Genomic DNA, 19,105 nt, shown 5'->3' with positions numbered 1-19,105 from the left:
CCCTCCTCCCAAGCTGAACAGGGGGGTTTGGTATGGGTCTCAAACATCCGTTAGACTATCCGGGTCTGCAGCGGCCGTCCGTTTCCCTTCGGGATCGCCGGCGATATGGATCAAACGATCCGTCGCCCGCCCCCACTCCGACGCCATTCGTCATGCATTCCAGTCTGCGCACCGCGTCGACTGCACCCAATTCTCGCAGCGCGGTTTACGGGAACGCTCCGAGTCAGCCGATCACATTGATCTGCCTCGCGTCCGGCCATTCGGCCTGGCGTTACTTTGTCTTTGGAGCTTCCACCCGATGTCTTTTGAATCCTTGGGCCTTGCCCCGTTCCTGCTGCGCGCGTTGGCCGAGCAGGGCTACGAAACCCCCACCCCGATCCAGGAGCAGGCCATCCCGCTCGCCCTGGAAGGCCGCGACCTGCTGGCCGGCGCACAGACCGGTACCGGCAAGACCGCCGCGTTCGGCCTGCCGCTGCTGCAGCACCTGGGCACCAACCCGCAGGCCGTCGATGGCCCGCGCCGCCCGCGTGCGCTGGTGCTGACCCCGACCCGCGAGCTGGCCACCCAGGTGCATGACAGCCTGCGCGGCTACAGCAAGTACCTGCGCATCCCGAGCGCCTGCATCTACGGCGGCGTCGGCATGGGCAACCAGTTCGACGTGCTGCGCCGTGGCGTGGACCTGCTGGTCGCCTGCCCGGGCCGCCTGATCGATCACATCGAGCGCCGCAGCGTCGACCTTTCCGGCATCGAAATCCTGGTGCTGGACGAAGCCGACCGCATGCTCGACATGGGCTTCCTGCCGTCGATCAAGAAGATCCTCGCCAAGCTGCCGCGCCAGAACCGCCAGACCCTGCTGTTCTCGGCGACCTTCGAAGAGAGCATCAAGCAGCTGGCGCTGGAGTTCATGCGCAACCCGGAGCAGATCCAGGTCACGCCGAAGAACACCGTTGCCGAGAACATCAGCCACCGCGTGCACCCGGTCGATGGCCCGCGCAAGCGCGAGCTGCTGCTGCACCTGCTGGCCCAGGACAGCCGTGAGCAGACCCTGGTGTTCGGCCGAACCAAGCACGGCTGCGACAAGCTGGCCATGTTCCTGGACAAGTCCGGCATCAAGACCGCGGCGATCCACGGCAACAAGAGCCAGGGCCAGCGCCTGCGTGCGCTGGGTGATTTCAAGGCCGGCCGCGTGACCGTGCTGGTGGCCACCGATATCGCCGCGCGCGGCATCGACATCAACGAGCTGCCGAAGGTCATCAACTATGACCTGCCGATGGTGGCCGAGGATTACGTGCACCGCATCGGCCGTACCGGTCGTAACGGCTCGACCGGCCAGGCGATCTCGCTGGTGGCGCAGGACGAAGCCAAGCTGCTGCGCCAGATCGTGCGCCTGCTCGACAAGGACATGGACATCCGCGACGTGCCGGGCTTCGAGCCGCAGACCCCGATCCGCTGGGGCAACAGCGCGCCGGGCAAGGCCGAACTGCCGGGTGGCGATCGCTCGCCGCGCAAGCATGCACGTCGCCCGCACGCCGAGGCCCCGCGCCACGCCCATGCCGGCCCGAAGAAGGCCGGTGGCGGTCAGCGTGATGGCGCCGGCCGCGGTGCACCGCGCGGTGGCCAGCCGCAGGGCCAGCGCCGTGGCGGTGGCAATGCCGGCGGTGGCCGCAGCCAGGGTGGCGGTGGCGGTCGCGCCAGCTGATTCCTTCGGGCATCGCTGAAACGTAGAAAGGGCGACGCATCTGCGTCGCCCTTTTTTTGTTTGTCTGGCGCCGGCCAGCGGCCGGCACTACCGGCCCGGCCGTTGGCGCCTGTACGGCTGTGGCTCGGCGCCCCGACTCAGAAGCTGTAGGCCACCGTGATCCGTGCATTGCGGCCCGGCTCGCTGTAGCGGCCGATGCCCTCATCGTTGACGTAGCCGTAGAGCGTGTTGCTGCCCTTGTTGACGTTGCGCACGCGCTGCCAGAGGTAGTACGTCTCGTTGGTCAGGTTGTAGAGGCCAGCGCTGAGCTTCCACTGCGGGGTGACGTTCCAGGTGCCATACAGATCCAGCACGGTGTAGCCATCGGCCTTGTCGACGAAGGCCGGCGTGGTGACCTTGCCGGTGGCGTCGGTGGTGTAGGCGTCCTTGGTCTTCTTGGCCACGGCATGGGTCACGCTGGCGGTGAGGTTCCACACCGGCGAGGGGGCATAGCGCACGCCGAGCACGGCGCTGGCCGGCACGATGCTCTCCAGCGGATCGCCATTGCGCTTCTCGCCTTTGGCGTAGGACGCGGCCAGTCGCGAGGACCACGCATCACTGATCTGCCAGCGGCCCTCGAGCTCCGCGCCCTTGACCGTCACTTCGCCCGCGTTGGTCGGCATCGTGTAGTTGCGCGAGTACAGCACCGGACCGGTCGCCGTCGTGCGGAAACCACCTGGTACCGACTGGACCAGGTTGGTGTACTCGATGAAGTTCTCGTAGCGGTCGCGGAACACCGACAGGCCCAGCTGCGCGCGGTCCGTGCTCCAGCGGTAGCCGAACTCGAGGTTCAGGCTCTTTTCCGCCTCCAGGTCCGGATTGGACACGGTGTCGTTGAGCAGCAGCGGCTGGCCGTTCTGCGCGTTGATCACCTGGGTGGCGCTGGTCGGCGAGTACATGTCCGCCACAGTGGGCGCACGGAAGCCACGACCCACCTGGGCCCACAGCGCGTGATCGGGCAGGAAGCGGTATTCCGCGCCCAGCTGCCAGCTCGGCGAGGCGAAGCTCACATCACGCACGGTGCCGGTGCGGTCCACGAAGGTGGCATCCACCTGCGGCGCGTAATCGTAACGGTCGTAGCGCGCTCCCGCGCTGAGGGTCAGGCGTTCGTCGAGCAGCTGCACGCTGTCGCGCAGGTACAGGTTCCAGGCGGTGACGTCGGTCTTGGGCACCTGGCGCGGATCGATCTCCACCGAGGCCACGGCACCAGCGGCATTCCAGCGCGTGTCGACGGCAGTGAAATCAATGTCGCGCTGCTGCCAGGCCAGGCCGTAGACCACGTCGTGGCGTGCGCCTGCGGTGGCAAACACCTTGCTGAAATCGGCCGCGGCACGGTCCAGGGTCTGCTTGGTGGAGCGGTTCTCGCTGCGCAGGCACGGCGTGGCGCCGCCCGGGCAGCCGCTGCCGGCCACGATGGTGGTGATGCCACGGCTGTCGGTGACCTGCCGGTCCACCTGCGCATCCAGGGTATCGAACAGCGCGTTGTCGGCCCGCCACTGGTAGTTCACCCCGTAGCGGTCACGGTCGTTGGTGTCATGGCCTTTGCGCGACAGGTAACCCGGTGCATAGACACGCGACAGGTTGTCCACGTCGTTGGTGGCGCGGCCACGCTCGTACAGGAAGCCCAGCGTATTGGCCTCGTCGAGCTGCAGGTCGAGCTTGCCGAGCAGGTTGTCGCGGGTGCTGTCGACCGGATCGGGGGTACGGCGACCGACCCCGATGCGATCGTTCGTGGTGTCGTACCACGACTCGGATTCATGGCCTTCGCGACGGGTGTAGACCAGCATCGATTCGACGAAGCCGGTGCGGTTGGCGACGGTCAGCGTGCCCATGGTTTCGTCGTTGGCGCCGGAGTACCCCGCCTTGAATCCAAGGTGGGTATCGTTGCCGCTCGCCTTGAGATAGTCGGCCGGGTCCTTGGTGGTGAACACCACCGCGCCGCCCAGTGCGCCGCTGCCGGCGCTGATCGAATCGGCGCCCTTGATCACGGCCAGGCTCTTGAGCGTATCGATGTCCACATCGCCGCGGCCACCGCGGAAGAACTCATAGGAACGCGCGGTTTCCACCGATTCGCCCAGGCTCAGGCCATCGACGGTGATCGCCACGCGGTCGCTTTCCAGACCACGGATGTTGAAGCCGTTATCGCCGAAACGGCCCATGTCCACGATGCTGACACCGGGGATGTAGCGGATCGCCTCTTCCATCGTATTGGCCATCTCGCTGTCGAGATCGGCCGAAGTGAGCACGGTGACGTTCTGGTTGGCCGAGCGCGTTTTCTTGGCGCGCTCAGCCTGCACACGCACGGTATCGAGCGTGCTGGCATCGTTGACGGTTTCAGCGTGCACGGTGACGGACAGGCCGGCGGCAACCGCCATGGCCAGCAGGGTGAGGGACGACTTCATGATCAAGCTCCGCAGGAGAGGTAGGGAATGGCGTGAACGCCGCGGTTGGCGGCGGGCCGTTCCTGGCTGCGGCGATCAGTGGATCGAGCGGGGCTGGGAGGCACAAGGACGCGCGGGGAATCGCGCGCCGGAATCATCGTTGGCTGATACGTGGGACGTGCACGGCACGTCCGGGCCGCTAGCGGTTGCCGTTGGCCGAGTGCGCGCCGGCGACCGGCTCCGGATCGCGCGCATCGACGACGCCATCACCGTTGCTGTCGGCACGGTCGAACATGCGCTTGCCCGAGAGCTGGTACTCGGCGAACGTCATGTGGCCATCGGCGTCCTTGTCCAGCGAGGCGAAGCGCACGCGGGCCTGGCGCTCGGCATCGGCACGGACACGCTGGCGCTGGTGGTCCAGGCGGCCGTCAAACTCGGCGGTGTACTCGGCTAGCGACAGCGTGCCGTCGCCGTCGGTATCGGTGGCGGCGAAGCTCGCTGCACGCACTGCATCGAACTCTGCGCGATCGACCGCGCCGTCCTTGTTGCGGTCGTACAGTTCCAGCATGCCGTTGGCGGTATGCGACGTCGGCATCTTCAACGGATCGCGCGAAGACGCCCCGGCCGTCTCCTGCGTGGCGTTCTGGGATGTTTCGTAGCTGGCCCAGGTACGTTCGCCGGCGGCATCGTTCTCGGCACGGCTGATCGCGCCGTTGTTGTCGCGGTCCAACGCTTTGAAGCGGGTGTCGGTCTGGCGCAGGTGGCCGGCGCGTGCGTCGGCCAGACGCACGTCGAAGCGCTGCAGGTACTCGTCGACGTATTCCTGTTCGTCGACATGACCGTCGTGGTTGCGGTCGGTCTGGGCGTAACGCTGTTTGCGGAAGGCCTCGAACTGGGCCCAGCTGACGCTGTCGGTGCCGTTGGTGGCGAACTGTGCGAGGAAGGCGGCGGCGGTCGGCGAGGCGGTGGCGGTCTTGCTGGCCGGCTGCGCGAGGACGGCCGGGGCCAGCACCAGGGCCATCAGGGCAGCGGTGAGCGGGACGATCTTCATGGTGGTTCCCTGGAGAAAGGACGGTGACGGTTCGAGGACGCGGATGCGCAACCCGGGAGGGGTTGGCGTGGATCGGCGCGACGGTACCGGTGACGCTCATGTCCAGCGTGAGCGGGCGCCATCCTATTCGTATTGCGAATGATTCGCAATACGGAATTTTCACAGGGGCTGTGATGGGGCGGAATGAACACAGCCGACGGGGAGTCGGCTGTGTGGGTGGGGGGTCGGGAGCCGGCCAGCGGCCGGCACTACCGGTGGGCGTGTCAGCCGCGCGGCTTGGTCGGGTTGAGCTGGTTGCCGAAGAAGATCGCGTTCAACAGCAGGCGCTCGGTGCCGTGCCAGTACTTGCGGTGCGCCGGATCATCGGCGAACAGCACCACATTGCCCTGCCCCTGCGGCGAGACCACCAGCCACGCGGCACCGGCGACGCGGCTGCGGTTTCGCTCGGAAAGGTACCCGTTGACCTTCGGCGCCTCGTCGATGCGCACCACGGTAGAGAACGGGTTGCGGCTGGGCTGGAAGCTCAGGCCGTTTTCCTTGTTCACCGCCAGCTGCCGACGCGGTACGCCGAAGCCCAGCGGATGGGTGTTGTCCACGTCCGCGCTGAGGATGTTGCCGCTCACCCGCTCGATCGCCGCGATGTCGCGCTGGTCACCGAACGCGCGCCGCGCTGCGTCCGGCGCCTTCTCCTCCGGCCCCAGCACTTCGTCGCTGAGCTTCTGCTCGATCGCCCAGCGCGCGGCCGTGCCGTAGGTGATCAGCGAGCCACCGGCATTGATCCAGCGCTTGAGCGCCGCCACGGCGGTGGCGTCCACGCCGGCATAGGTACCGCCGGCCAGGACAATGGTGGTGTAGCGGTCCAGGGTGATCTTGCCCAACTGGGCCGGGTCGATCTTGCTGGCCGGCAACTGCAGGTGCTGATCCAGCAGGAACCACGCCGAGCCGATCTCGGTGGCGCTGACGCCCTCGCCCATCACCAGCGCCACCGCCGGCTTGCGCAGTGCCTTGACGCTGTCACTGCCCAGATCGATGCCACCGCGGCTCTGCCCGCTGGACAGCGCCTGGATGTGCACGCCACTGCTGCGTGCGACCGCATCGACCGCGGCAAGCAGCTCGGCACCGGCCAGCGGCTGGCCCGCGACCGGCACCACCACGCTGCCATAGCCGAATGACTGCTCGCCCTGCACGGTGGCCGCGGTGAACGGCTGGAAGGCTGCGCGGGTCACCACGCCCTTGGCCTGCAGCGCATACAGCGCGCGGCTGGCGTTGTAATCGCGCCAATCGAATACGTAGGCGTAGCCCGCCTGGCCGCCAACCACGCCACCGTTGGCGGCCGGTACGCTGGCCACACGCTCGCCACCGGCAATCCGGCTGCGGCTTGCGGCGAAGGCGATACCGTAGGCCGGCGCGATCGCATAGGAGGTGCTGCCGTAGAACACATCGCCCTTGATCGGCGGGGTGTCGGCGAAGATCGAATGCACGAGGCGGAACTGCGGCTGCGCGGCCTGGACGACGTACGCGCTGCCCGGCTCGAAGCGCAGCCCATCCACGGTGATCGGGGCGCTCAACGCCTGCACCGTGATCTGGTGTTGCAGCAGCAGATCCAGCAGCCGCTGGGTCAGGCCCGGATCAGCCGCGTCGCCGAACACGAAGGACTTCACCGGCTGCTGGTTGGCCTGCTTCAGCGCGGACTGGAAGAAGTCCTTCTGCAGCTTCAGCAGCCCGTCGCGTTCGGTCACTGCGCCGCGCACCGTGCCCAGTCCGGTCGCCACCTGGTTGCGGATGGTGAAGCCGAAGGTCAGCAGGCCGTTGACCGATTCCTGCACGCGGCCGCGCGAGCTGGCCTGCTCCACGGTCACGCCGACCGCACCGTGGAAGTCCGGGTAGGTCGAGCCATACACCGGCGAGAAGTTGTCGAAGTTCTCCCCGGTGTAATACAGCGAGCCCAGTGCATCCAGCGATTGGGCGTGGTACTTGGCCAGGGTCTTGTTGAAGTCATACGACGCCGCCGGAATCAGCGGGCTGTGCATGCTCGCCGGTGACGGTTCGAAGTAATAGGTGCTGTCCTTGCCCATCTCGTGGAAATCGATCTGGACGTTGGGATACCACTGGTGGAAATAGGCGATCTTCGGCCGCGTGTCCTGCTGGGTCAGCGCCAGCCAGTCGCGGTTGAGATCGGTGAAGTAGTGATTGGTGCGGCCCTGCGGGAACGGTTCGACATGTTCCTTGTCGGCCGGATCGGCCGAGGCAGGCGAGGAGGCATAGGCGTTGTGCCAGCTTGCCGCGCGGTCGCGCCCATCCGGGTTCTGCGCCGGATCGAACAGCACCACCGCCTGCTGCAGCCACTGCGCCGTCTCCGCGCTGCGGTTGGCGACCAGGTAGTAGGCGGTCAGCATCGCCGCTTCACCGCTGGAGGTTTCATTGCCGTGCACGCTGTAACCCAGCCACACCACCACCGGGCTGTTGCCGGCGGCCGAGAGCGGCTGCGCCGGATCGGCCAAGGTGACGTGCTGGCGGCGCAGCGTATCCAGGTTCTGCAGGTTCTGCGCCGAGGTCACCGTGGCGATCAGCAGCGGGCGGCCCTCGTAGCTGCGGCCGATCTCTTCCACCTTGATCTTGTCCGAGTGCCTGGCCAGTTCGTTGAAGTAGGCCACCAGCTGATCGTGCCGCGTGTAACGGCTGCCGATCTCATAGCCGAGAAACTGCTGGGGCGTGGGCACGGCCGGATCAAAATCACCACTGCCCGGGAAGAAGTACGCGCTCTGCGCGGACGCAGGCGCAGCGAACACAGACAGCACCAGCGCCAACCAGGCGATGGGAGACAGCAGACGACGTTGCAAAGACACAGCGATTCCCCGAAAGACGGGCCGGTTCCTTCCGGCCCTGTGGATACGCACGCTCCGGTGCGCTGGATGAGGTCAGAAGCGGTAGTCGAAGCCGACCGTGAAGTAGCGACCGCGCAGGTCGTACTGACTGAAGTCGTACGGCGCGCGGATGCCCGGGAAAGAGGCGTCGTACGGCGGCTCCTCATCGGCCAGGTTCTGGATCTTCGCGTACAGGGTCAGCTTGTCGATACCGGTGTAGCCCAGGTACAGATCGAACTGGTTGTACCCATCCACCCGATCCTGCACGGCAGTGGCCGCGGCGCTGGCCTTCTGGTCGTAGCCACTGGTGTAGTACCAGGTCAGCGCGGTGCGGAAGTCGCCGTAGCTCCAATCGAAGGTGGTGGTGGCCTTGTTCTTGGGCAGGGTGGCGCCGAGGTTGCTGCCGGCGTAATCCACCAGCGGACCACCGACCACGGTCGGGCGGCTGTAGTCGCGCACGTGGGTGAAGGCGGTGCTCAGGCCGAAGTCGCCGGCACGCGCGGTCGGGAAGCGCTGACGCAGCTCGACATCGAAACCGGAGGTCTTCAGCTCGCTCAGGTTCTGGTAGCGGTTGAACACCGCCAGCAGCTTGCCGCGCTCATCGCGGCTGACCGCACCCGGCACGTTGTCGGTGACCAGGGTCTGGGTGTTGTTGGTGCCCACCAGGTTTTCCAGCTCGATGCGGTAGTAATCCACGCTCAGGCTGGTGTTGGACCACGGCGAGAGCACGATGCCGGCATTGAAGCTCTTGGTACGCTCCGGCTTGAGATCGTTGTTGCCGACGGTGAAGAAGGTCGGGTTCTGGCGCGAGCCCGGCACGTCCGGGTCGCGCGGATCGATCACGCTGCCGTAGGCGATGCTGGTGCTGTTGGAGTTCTCCGACAGCGACGGCGCGCGGAAGCCCTTGGAGGCGGCGGCGCGTACCAGCAGGATGTCCCACGGCTGCCAGCGCAGGCTCAGCTTGGGCGAGAACGCATCGCCGAAATCGCTGTAGTGATCGGCGCGCGCAGCCGCTTGCAGTTCCAGACGCTCGGCCAGCGGCACGTTCACTTCGGCATAGGCCGCGGTGACCTTGCGCTCACCATGCACCTCGGCAATCGCCGGGCGGATCTGCAGGCCCGCATCGATCTGCCACGGGTTGTTGGAGTCGAGCTTCTCGCGGCGCCATTCGGCACCGGCGGCGAACCCGATCTCACCGGCCCAGGTGTGGCCGATCGCCCCGGAGATCTTGGCATCCACGCCCTGCAGCACCGACTCGGCCGGGCGCAGCGTGCTGATGTTGATCGCGTTGAGCACGTCCTGCGAGGTCGCCGATGGATTGAGCAGGTTGTAGCTGCCGGAGGCCAGCGCATCGGCCAGTGCATACCGGTTGGCAAAGCCGCCGGAGACGGTCTCGCGCTCGCTGCTGCGTGCGCCGAACGCGCCCACTTCCCAATCCCAGTTCTGCAGGCTGCCGCGCAGCCCGACCAGGCCGCGGTAAGCCTGCGAGCGGTTGGTCTTGATGGTCGCGCCGAGGTTGAAGAACGTGTACTCGATCGGCACCGCGCGACCATACGGGTTGTACGGGCTGCTGGCGGGCAGATTGGACGACACCGGTTCGGCCAGGCCGGTATCGGCGTTGAGCGCGAAGCGGCCGCTTTCCAGGGTGAAGAACGGGCTGCTGCCGAACCAGGAGACACCCTTGATGTCGCTGTAGAGCACTTCGCCGAATGCTTCGACGTTGTCGTTCACCCGGAAGGTGCCGTTGACGTAGGCCTGGTAGCGCTTGGTCGAGGGGATCAGCGTGGTGTACGGCGCCTGGTTGAAGCCGCAGGTGTTGCCGGCCAGGCCGTCGATCGGTGCGCTGGCGACCAGCGTGGTGCCGTCCGGGCAGTTGCCGCTGGCATCGAGCATCGGCACCGAGGTGCCATTGACCAGATAGCGCGCGCCCTTGGCCGACCAGCCGTTCCAGCGGCCGCCGGGCTTGTCGGTGTAGATGCCGGACTTGGTCAGGTCGCGCTGGTCCTGGTCCAGGCGCTCGCGGTTGTAGCCTTCCAGGCTGACCAGGATGTTGTAGCCGTCCGTGTCCAGATCACCGATGCCGCCGATGAACTTCAGGTTCTGCTCGTCCAGCCCGCCCTGGTCGGCGGTGCCGAGGCTGCCACCGAGTTCGGCACCTTCGAAATTCTGCCGGGTGATGATGTTGACCACGCCAGCCACGGCATCCGAACCGTACACGGCCGAGGCGCCGTCCTTGAGCACTTCGATGCGTTCCACCGCAACCAGCGGCAGCGCGTTGAGATTGACGAAGGTGTCCGACAGGCCGCCGGCCGGGAAGCCATAGTTGGCCAGGCGCCGGCCGTTGAGCAGCACCAGCGTGTTCTTCTGCGACAGGCCGCGCAGGCCGATGCCCGCCGAACCGGAGGCCCAGCCGTTGTTGGTGGTTTCGTTGGCGGCGTTGCCGGTGTTGGCCGAGATCGAGCGCAGCAGGTCGGCGACGGTGGCCTTGCCGGTCTCCTCCAGCTGCTGGCGCTCGATCACCTGCACCGGGTTGGCCGACTCGGTATCGGTGCGCTTGATGTTGGACCCGGTGACCCGCACGGCGGCAAGGGTCTTGCTGTCGCCGGCGGCGGCGGCATCGGGGGCGGCGTCGGCAAACGCGGTCAAAGGCGTTGCCAGAGCGACGGACAGCGCCGCTACAAGAAGAGTGTGCTTGGGCATGAACTTCAGTGGGGTGGTGGACGACAAGTTCCGCAGTAGTCCATGCCTGGCTGAACCGCGGCCAATAACATCTCTTCATACGGATATAAGAGAAACTAACATCTCTTCATCCGGATGGAAATGTTTTCGTTAGCAACAATTAACGCCCGCCCCCTACTGGAGCCCCAGCCCACCGCTACAATGCGGCCATGGAAATCTTCAAAGTCTTTACCCTCGAGGCCGCTCACCACCTCCCCAACGTGCCGCCGGGCCACAAGTGCGCGCGCCTGCACGGCCACTCCTTCCGGGTGGAACTCAAAGTGGAAGGCGAGCCCGGCGAGCAGACCGGCTGGATCATGGATTTCGGCGACGTCAAAGCCGCTTTCCAGCCGATCTACGACCGTCTGGACCACCACTACCTCAACGACATCCCCGGCCTGGAGAACCCGACCAGCGAGCGCCTGGCGATGTGGATCTGGGACGAACTCAAGCCGGCCCTGCCCGAGCTGAGCGAAGTCACCGTGCACGAAACCTGCACCTCCGGCTGCCGCTACCGCGGCTGACCCGGCAGCGCGCGGTAGAGCCGACCGTTGGTCGGCTCCCACCCCATCATCATCGCCCGCAAGCCTTCGCAACCCATTGATTGGAAACCGGTTCAACTAAAACCGGGCCACCACTGGCGATGGAATGTTGCAATGCAATATTTTCGGCGTATGCTGCATTGCATCAACGTTCTCGAGCCGTCCTGACCATGGCGTCCGCGTTCACCGATTCCTTCAGCGACTACACCCGCCAGCTGGCCGCCACGGCCACGCGTGCCAACCGGCTCGCGCTGGAAAATGCCGAAAGCATGTTCGGGGTGCAGTTGAAGACGCTGGAGAAGAACATCACCGCCACCAGCGGGTTCTTCGGTGAAATCGTGCAGTCACAGGATGCCGGCACGCTGCAGTCGCTGCTGCCCAAAGGCGCGCAACTGGCACGTGACAACCTCGCCCGTTGGACCAGCGCCAGCCAGGAAGTGGCCGGCCTGGGGCTGAAGGCCTCCGAAGCCTTGGGCGAACTCGCCCGGCAGCCGTTCGCGGCCGCCACGCCCAGCGCAGGCAAGACGCGCGGCTGAGCCGGACAACATCGAATTTGCGTGGGTCCCTCCCCCCACGCAATCCCAGACCCGACAGAACCCTCCCTCTGTCGGGTCTTTTTTTGGGCGGCGATCAGGCCTAGGCAATGGCGCACCGATGGCGCTCCAGCCATGCCTGGAACATCAGGATCGGCCACAGGTGGGTGTGCCACTTGCGCCGGCCCTCACAGAACTCCGTCCATATCCGCCCGACCAGCGCTGCATCGAAGTAGCCCTCGCGGCACAGCCGTTGTTCGTCCAGCAGCGCATTGGCCCATGGGAAGAGCGGGCCGGCCAGCCAGGCGGCGACCGGCGGGCCGAACCCCATCTTGGGCCGGTACACCAGCCGTTCGGGCAGATGCCGCGACAGCAGCTGCTTGAGAATCCACTTGTGTTCGCCATCGGCGAACGTGAGGCCACCGGGCAACGACCAGGCAAAGCGCGCCACCGCCGGATCCAGTAGCGGCGATCGGGTTTCCAGCCCCTGGGCTGCCCCGGCCCGATCGATCTTGGTCAGGATGCCGTTGCCGAGATCCATCAGGAAGTCCAGATACTGCACCCGATCGGCCGGTTCGCCTGCGTCCAGCCAGCGCGCGCGATCGGTGAACACCGTCGCCGGCTCGGTTGTCTGCAGTACCACCCGCGCCGGATCGCGCCAACGCGATACCCGCAACAGGTAGTGCGCCTCCACGCTATCGGCGCTCAGTTCCGAACGCAGCGCGGGCCAGCCGCCCAATCGCGCCCGTTCGGGGTCGGCCGCAGGCCATCGCCGCAACAGGCACCGCAACGGCGCAGGCACACGTTCGTTCCACGCTGCATTGCGGATGGCACGTTGATAAGCGGTATGTCCATGGAACAACTCATCCCCGCCATCGCCTGTCATCACCACACGATGGCGGCCGGCGACCAGCATGCTGGCCAGCAGTGTCGGCACCTGCGATACATCGGCAAAGGGCTCGCACCAGATGTCCGGTAGCGCCGCCACGAGGGTTTCTGCCTCGCTACGCCGGAGGATGTGACGGGTGTGCCGGGTCCCGAGCCGGGCGGCGACCTGATCTGCCCAGTCGGCTTCGTCGTGGCGCGGATCGTCGAAGCCGACCGTGAAGGTGTCGACCGGCAGCATGGACTGCGACTGCAGGACGGCGGTGACCAACGAGGAATCGGTCCCCCCGGACAGGAATGCCGCCGCTGTGCCCTCCTGTGGCGACCGCCGCGATACCGCTTGGTGCAGCACCAGTTCCAGCCGCTCCACCGCATCGTCACGGGTGGACAACGGCAGGTGCGCACGCGCTTCAATCGCCGTGCGCATTTCCTCGCGGGCGTCCCAATAGCGGCGACCACCCGCGTGGTCCTTGTGTGCCAGCGCCCCCGCCTCGCGCACGGCCAAGGTAAGCCGGACCACGCACCCGGCGGCCACTTTGAAGATGCCCTGCTGGATGCTGTGCGGCGCGGGAATGTAGCCAAAACGCAGCAGCAGCGTCAGCGCATCGCGATTGATCGGCGCCTGAAAGCCGGGATAGCCGTGCAGCGAGGCCAGCCCCATGCCGAACAGCAGATCGCCGCGGCACCAGCCGTAGTACAGCGGCCGCGCACCGACCCGATCGCGTGCCAGCCACAGTACGTGCTCCTGGCGATCCCATACGGCCAGCGCGAAGTCCCCGTCGCACTCATTCAACGTGCGCTGCAGTCCACGGGCAGCAATCGAGAGCAGCAGCAGCGTCGCATCCTCCTCGGCGGCCCCTGCCGACGTCGCAAACTCGCGCTGCAGGGTCGTACGGGTATGCAGCGTACCGTCCAGACACAGCACATAGCGCCCACATGCGGACCGCTGCGGTGACCGTTGGGTCCCGCCCACGCTGTGCAATCGCGCCAGCGCCACGCCGTGGCGCTCGTCGTACCAGGTCGACGGAGCGCGGCCGCCGTGGCGCAACGTCGCACTCATGGCGTCCAAGCGTTGCGGCAAGCCAGCGGAACATTTTCCAGGGCGCACGACGACGCCACAGATACCACTCATGCAGAGGTTTCTCCTGTCAGGATCGCGGAAACGCCACCCCCGACCGCAGCGGCTCCGGGGTGGCGATGGCATTGCCGATCAGAAGGCGTAGGACATACCCACGTACCAATTATTGAGGCGCATCTTTTCCACGCCGGCCGCCTGTTGGACCTTCTTGTTGGCCGACATCGGGATCGTGTACTCGGCGCGCAACGCGAGCGCGTCGGTCAGATACACGTTGGCGCCGACGCTGGGCGTGGTGGCAAATTTGCGCTGCCGAGTCGTCTTGATCTCCGTGCCCTTGGGCGGCAGGAAACTCTGCTGGCGGCTGCCGACGGCCACCTTGCCGAACAGCTCCACGTGATCACCGATCGGTATCAGGGCCAAGCCCCCCAGGGTGAGCGAACGGCTGGAGAGATTCGCCGTGCCCGGATCCTTGCTGCGGCGGTTGCCGACAGTGTTGTCGAAGGAGCCTTCGGCCGCCAGGAACGGGTTGAACCGGTACCCGGCACCGACGCTGTAGCTCGTGCCGGAGCTGCGCTGCTTGCGCTTGGTACCCGGTGCGGCATCGGCAGCGGGGACCTTCCCGTTGGCGTGCGTCTTGCCGAGGCCACCGTACACGTAGAGACCTTCGCGATCCGCAGGAGAGGCGTGGGCCGTTGTGGTGACCAGGGCCAACGAGAGGGCAATCAGGGAACGTTTGATGTACATGGATGACTCCGTGGTTGGGAGTGCACACGGTGGGTTGTTGGCGGGGCCCTGTCAGTGCAGCGCACGTGTGACCCGCGCAACCGTTCTAGACCCTGTGTAACGGTTCGTGACAGCGGGTTGAACGCGACAATCACACACGTGTTTCGTGCCTTCGCGGGCACACTTTCAGACCGCCCGATGACGACATCGCCCGACGTGTTGCACCGCAGATTCGCCGCACCAGTCCCCACAAGTTGCCTCTGGATGAACAGTCTGACGGGCACGTTCAGCGCACACCTCGCTGCCCCGTCGTGCTGCCTTAGGATCGCGCCAGCTCAGGAAGACAAGGCAGGGTAGCGATGGTCGACATCGTGGTGGTGGAGGATGACGAGCGTCTCGGCGCTCTGGTCAGCGGCTATCTCTCGCGCCATGGCTACGACGTGGTGCACCAGCTCAGCGGCGAAAGCGCGGTGGAGCGCATTCCCGGGCTGGACCCGGCCGTGGTGCTGCTGGATGTCACCCTGCCCGGTATCGACGGCTTTGCTGTCTGTGCCGCGATCCGACCGCGCTTCAGCGGGGTGATCTGCATGTTGAGCGCGCGCACCGATGATATCGATCAGGTGCTCGGGCTGGAGCTGGGCGCGGATGATTACATCGGCAAGCCGATCGAGCCACGGGTCCTGCTGGCGCGCGTACGCGCGCACCTGCGTCGCGCCAGCAGCCAGCGACAGACACGCCCGACACTGTGCTTCGGGGGACTTCGCATCGAACGCGATACCCGCGAGGTGACGTTGCAGGGTGAGCGGATCGAATTGACCACGGCTGAGTTCGATCTGTTGCTGTGCCTGGCTGACAGCGCAGGCACGATCCTCAGCCGCGATGATCTGATGCGCGATCTGCGCGGGATCGGTTTCGATGGCCTGGACCGCTCGATCGATGCCCGTATCTCACGACTGCGTCGCAAGCTCGGTGACCTGGCGGAGGTACCCGGCCGGATCAAGACCATCCGCGGCAAGGGCTATCTGTTCAATCGAGCCGGATGGGGCTGAAGACGGTGCAGCCCCACCGCACGCCGGCACAGCACAGGGGTCACTTCCGCCTGTTCCTGCGCTATTGCCTGGGCTTCGTGCTGGCCTACCTGGTGCTGATCGCCTCGGGCCTGTATCTGTGGGCGTCACTCACCGAGCAGGGAGAAGAACAGCAGATCCGCACACAACTGCAAGGCACCCACCACCTTCTGCACGCACGCTATGCCGACACGCCGCAGACAGACTGGCCGCAGCTGACCCGGCACCTGCAAATGCAGTTCGCCTACCCGCTGAAGGTCATGTCGCTGGCCAAGGCGCCGCACGTACTGGATGTTCCGTCGCTGCAGCATCTGGACCAGGGTGGGCTGGTGCTGTCTCCAGACGGGCACTTCAGCTATCAGCGACTTCCTGGCTCGGCCGACGTGTTGGTACTGGGCGATTTCTCCGAACCCGAGCAGGCCGATCTTGCCTTGTACGACAGCGAGCACGTGGATGCCGCAGTGATGATCAGCATCTTCATCATCGCCATCGCGTTCCCGCTGTACTTCCTGGTGTATCGCCTGTGGCGCGATGTCTATGCGCTCGGGCACATGGCGCTGGCGATCCAGCAGGGTGAGCTGGCCGTCGCGGCCCCCGCCGTCAGCACCCATCTCGTGCGGCCGCTGCGTGAGGCGCTGTCCAGCATGGCCACGCAACTGCATGGCGCGATGGAAGGGCAACGGATTCTGTCCCAGGCGGTCGCCCACGAAACGCGTACGCCATTGGCGCGGATGCGCTTCGCGCTGGCCATGATGCAGATCGCCGATGACGACCCGGAAGGGGCAGCGCTGCTGAACGGCCTGAAGACCGATGTCGCGCGGCTGGAGCAGTTGGCCTCTGCCGGCGTGACTTACGCGCAGTTCGGTCGCAGCCGACATGTCACCACACACCGGCTGGATGTCTGGCGGCTTTTCGAGGCGCTCGAACAGCGCTTTCCTGCTGTCGGCGACAGCGCCGCGAGACTGAGCTTCCAGCCTTCTCATCGGTGCACGCTGATCGCCAACCGCGACGCATTGATGCTGGCGTTGGGCAACCTGATCGGCAACGCACGGCGTCACGCAGTCAGTCAGGTGGTCGTGAGCCTGCATGCCGCCGGATCGGGGGTGGTCATCGCCGTGGATGACGACGGACCTGGCGTGGCCCCAGCCGACCGTGAGCGTATCTTTCAGCCTTATGTGCAGCTGCAGCGACACCCCGACGGCTTCGGACTGGGACTGGCCTTGGTCCACATCATCGCCACCAAACATGGTGGAAGTGCAGATGTATGCGACTCGGTGCTCGGCGGCGCGCGCTTTCGGGTGCTCCTGCCACACGCCTGAGCCCCCGGCGCATTGCTCAGCGCGTGGCCGGCAGCGAGAACACGAACAGCGCCCCGTCGCGACTCTCCAGCAGGCGGATATCGCGCCCATGCAGCTGCAGGATGCGATGCACGATCAACAGGCCCAGCCCGCCGCTGTCCGGTCGTTGGCTGCCCAGTGCCGGCATCGCGGTGAACAGGGTGTCGCGCCGTTCGGGGGCGATGCCGGGGCCCGTGTCGGCCACGCTGATCTGCACCTCGCCCTCGGCCGCGCGCAGGGTCACGGTGATACGGCCACCTTCCGGCGTATGGCGGATGGCGTTGTCCAGCAGGTTGGTCAGCACCCGCTCGATCAACGCCAGATCCGCGACCACCGGCGGCACGCCGGGCGGGATGTCGGCCCCGAGCGTCTGCCGGCGTGACTCGGCTGCCAGCTCGAACTTCTGGAACACATCCTGGATCAGATCCGGCAGCGAGAAGGCCTGGCGGTCGAGCACCACCCCGCCGTGCTCCAGCCGGGCCAGCTCGAACAGCGCCTGGGCCAGGCGCCCGACCTTGTGACTCTGCGACAGGGCAATGGACAGGTAACGCTGGCGTTCGTCGGCACTGAGCGTGGCGTCTTTGAGTGCCAGCGTTTCCAGATACCCGTGCAGCGACGACAACGGTGTGCGCAGGTCGTGGGAGATGTTGGCGACCAGTTCGCGCCGCTGCAGATCCTGCTGGCGCAGCTGTTGCCACTGCTCGCCCAGGCGCTGGGCCATGTGGCCGAAGCTGTGCTGCAGGATGGCCAGCTCGTCGCGCTCGCCGGGGCGCAGCGGCGCCGGGGGCGGTGCGGCATCCGGGGTGGCACTATCCACATCGAAGGACTGGATGCGCCGGGTCAGCTGGCGCAGCGGGCGGGTCACCCAGCGGAACGCGACCAGGCCGGCCAGCAGGCCCACCACGGCGACGATCGCCAGCGACCACAACGTGGTACGCAGCGTACTGTTGGCCGCGATATTGGCGGCGAGCGCTTCGCGCTGCTCGCCGACCAGCACCACGTAGATGTAACCCGCCTGATGCCCCTGCACCCACAGCGGCGCCGCGTTGAAAACCTTGCGGCCGGTCGCACTGCGTGGGTCATCGCCGAGGATCGGCAACGGCTCGTCGCGCAGCAGCGCCTGCACAGGCGCCAGATCGACACGGCTGCGCTTGAGGTGACCGTCGGGCGCATCATGGCCAAGGATGCGGCCCTGGTCATCAAGCAGATACACCTCCACGCTCGGGTTGACCGCCATCAGCTTGCCGAACAGCGCGCGCACTTCCCCATTGCGCATGCCGCGGCCATCCATCAGCTCGCCGCTGCGCGCGATGTGCTCGGCCAGCCCGCGTGAGAGGCGCTGCACGGTTTCCTGCTCATGCACGGTGGTGCTGCGCATCTGGATCCAGACCAGTGCGCCACAGCACAGCAGCAACAGCGCGAAAAACACCGCGGACAGGCGCTGGGACAAGGTGAGGCGGATCACGTGTCTGTCCCCTCGTGGCCATCGACCAGTTTGTAGCCGCGCCCCCACACCGTCTGGATGCGTTGCGGGTTGGCCGCATCGCGCTCGATCTTGTTGCGCAGGCGGTTGATGTGGGTGTTGACGGTGTGCTCGTAGCCGTCGTGCTGGTAGCCCCACACCTGGTTGAGCAGGTCCATGCGCGAATACACCTGGCCGGGATGACGGGCGAAGAAGTACAGCAGGTCGAACTCGCGCGGAGTCAATTCCAGCGGTCGTCCCTCCACCAGCGCCGTGCGGGCGACCGGGTCGATGCGCAGCCCGGCCACCTCGATCTCACCGGCATCGATGCGTGCGTTCTGGGCCATCGCTTCCACCCGGCGCAGCAGCGCTTTCACGCGTGCCACCAGTTCCAGCATCGAGAAGGGCTTGGCCAGGTAATCGTCTGCGCCCAGTTCCAGGCCGAGAATGCGGTGCACTTCACTGGCGCGCGCACTGGTGATGATGATCGGCGTGTAGCGCGTCATCGCACGGGCGCGCTTGCAGATCTCCAGGCCGTCCACACCGGGCAGCATCAGGTCCAGCACCAGCGCGCTCCACGGCTGCGCCTCCAGCAGGGCCAGGCCCTCGTCGCCGGTGGCGGCATGGGTGACCTCATAGCCTTCATCGCGCAGGTGCATGCGCAGCAGGTTGGCGATGTGGACATCGTCTTCGACGATCAGGACGCGCTTGGCACTGCTCATCGGC

General features: G+C 66.3%; 13 protein-coding genes. 5 read left to right on the top strand and 8 right to left on the bottom strand.

Annotation, left to right across the window (positions count from 1 at the left end; translation table 11 throughout):
• Window positions 1-298 precede the first annotated feature (298 nt).
• Window positions 299-1,699 (top strand): DEAD/DEAH box helicase, encoded by a 1,401-nt coding sequence (locus ABE422_RS12425; protein ID WP_121042519.1) that lies wholly within the window; start codon window positions 299-301, stop codon window positions 1,697-1,699.
• Between the two features lie 137 nt (window positions 1,700-1,836).
• On the opposite strand, the gene ABE422_RS12420 is transcribed toward ABE422_RS12425, so the two are convergent.
• The 4 genes from ABE422_RS12420 to ABE422_RS12405 form a co-directional block, all read right to left on the bottom strand.
• Entirely contained in the window at window positions 1,837-4,140 is a 2,304-nt protein-coding gene (locus ABE422_RS12420; protein WP_346481395.1) for a TonB-dependent hemoglobin/transferrin/lactoferrin family receptor, read from the bottom strand.
• 178 nt (window positions 4,141-4,318) lie between these two features.
• Window positions 4,319-5,170, bottom strand: a complete 852-nt coding sequence (locus ABE422_RS12415; RefSeq protein ID WP_346483079.1) for an EF-hand domain-containing protein — start codon at window positions 5,168-5,170, stop codon at window positions 4,319-4,321.
• A gap of 263 nt (window positions 5,171-5,433) precedes the next feature.
• A complete protein-coding gene (locus ABE422_RS12410; protein ID WP_313212106.1) occupies window positions 5,434-7,998 on the bottom strand; it encodes a M14 family zinc carboxypeptidase in 2,565 nt (854 codons plus the stop codon).
• A gap of 90 nt (window positions 7,999-8,088) precedes the next feature.
• Window positions 8,089-10,734 (bottom strand): TonB-dependent receptor, encoded by a 2,646-nt coding sequence (locus tag ABE422_RS12405; protein WP_346483094.1) that lies wholly within the window; start codon window positions 10,732-10,734, stop codon window positions 8,089-8,091.
• Window positions 10,735-10,922: 188 nt separating this feature from the next.
• Here ABE422_RS12405 and queD point away from each other — a divergent pair, with 188 nt between their 5' ends.
• Together queD and ABE422_RS12395 are read left to right on the top strand one after the other, a co-directional pair.
• The gene (gene queD, locus ABE422_RS12400) at window positions 10,923-11,276 is read left to right on the top strand and encodes a 6-carboxytetrahydropterin synthase QueD (protein WP_019182605.1); all 354 of its coding nucleotides are present in this window, start codon (window positions 10,923-10,925) and stop codon (window positions 11,274-11,276) included.
• Window positions 11,277-11,464: 188 nt separating this feature from the next.
• A complete protein-coding gene (locus ABE422_RS12395; RefSeq protein ID WP_346483078.1) occupies window positions 11,465-11,830 on the top strand; it encodes a phasin family protein in 366 nt (121 codons plus the stop codon).
• Window positions 11,831-11,930: 100 nt separating this feature from the next.
• Here the strand turns inward: ABE422_RS12395 and ABE422_RS12390 are convergent, their stop codons facing one another.
• The gene (locus ABE422_RS12390; protein ID WP_346483077.1) at window positions 11,931-13,772 is read right to left on the bottom strand and encodes an asparagine synthase-related protein; all 1,842 of its coding nucleotides are present in this window, start codon (window positions 13,770-13,772) and stop codon (window positions 11,931-11,933) included.
• Window positions 13,773-13,922: 150 nt separating this feature from the next.
• On the bottom strand, window positions 13,923-14,534 hold the full coding sequence (locus ABE422_RS12385; RefSeq protein WP_313212090.1) for a porin family protein: 612 nt from the start codon (window positions 14,532-14,534) through the stop codon (window positions 13,923-13,925).
• 338 nt (window positions 14,535-14,872) lie between these two features.
• On the opposite strand from ABE422_RS12385, the gene ABE422_RS12380 reads away from it, so the two are divergent.
• Window positions 14,873-15,562 (top strand): winged helix-turn-helix domain-containing protein, encoded by a 690-nt coding sequence (locus tag ABE422_RS12380; protein WP_313212091.1) that lies wholly within the window; start codon window positions 14,873-14,875, stop codon window positions 15,560-15,562.
• A 77-nt stretch (window positions 15,563-15,639) separates the two neighbouring features.
• On the top strand, window positions 15,640-16,899 hold the full coding sequence (locus tag ABE422_RS12375; RefSeq protein WP_313220048.1) for an ATP-binding protein: 1,260 nt from the start codon (window positions 15,640-15,642) through the stop codon (window positions 16,897-16,899).
• Window positions 16,900-16,915: 16 nt separating this feature from the next.
• Here the strand turns inward: ABE422_RS12375 and ABE422_RS12370 are convergent, their stop codons facing one another.
• On the bottom strand, window positions 16,916-18,382 hold the full coding sequence (locus tag ABE422_RS12370; RefSeq protein WP_346483076.1) for a HAMP domain-containing sensor histidine kinase: 1,467 nt from the start codon (window positions 18,380-18,382) through the stop codon (window positions 16,916-16,918).
• Window positions 18,379-19,101 carry a response regulator transcription factor gene (locus ABE422_RS12365; RefSeq protein ID WP_346481389.1) on the bottom strand — a complete coding sequence of 241 codons (723 nt, stop codon included), beginning with the start codon at window positions 19,099-19,101 and terminating at the stop codon, window positions 18,379-18,381. Before ABE422_RS12365 ends, ABE422_RS12370 begins: the two co-directional genes overlap by 4 nt.
• Between the last annotated feature and the right edge of the window lie 4 nt (window positions 19,102-19,105).

The organism is Stenotrophomonas sp. TWI1151 (assembly GCF_039673135.1).
Lineage (GTDB): Bacteria > Pseudomonadota > Gammaproteobacteria > Xanthomonadales > Xanthomonadaceae > Stenotrophomonas.
The sequence above is the reverse complement of the archived record's forward strand: the minus strand, read 5'-3'. Positions and strand labels throughout refer to the sequence as shown.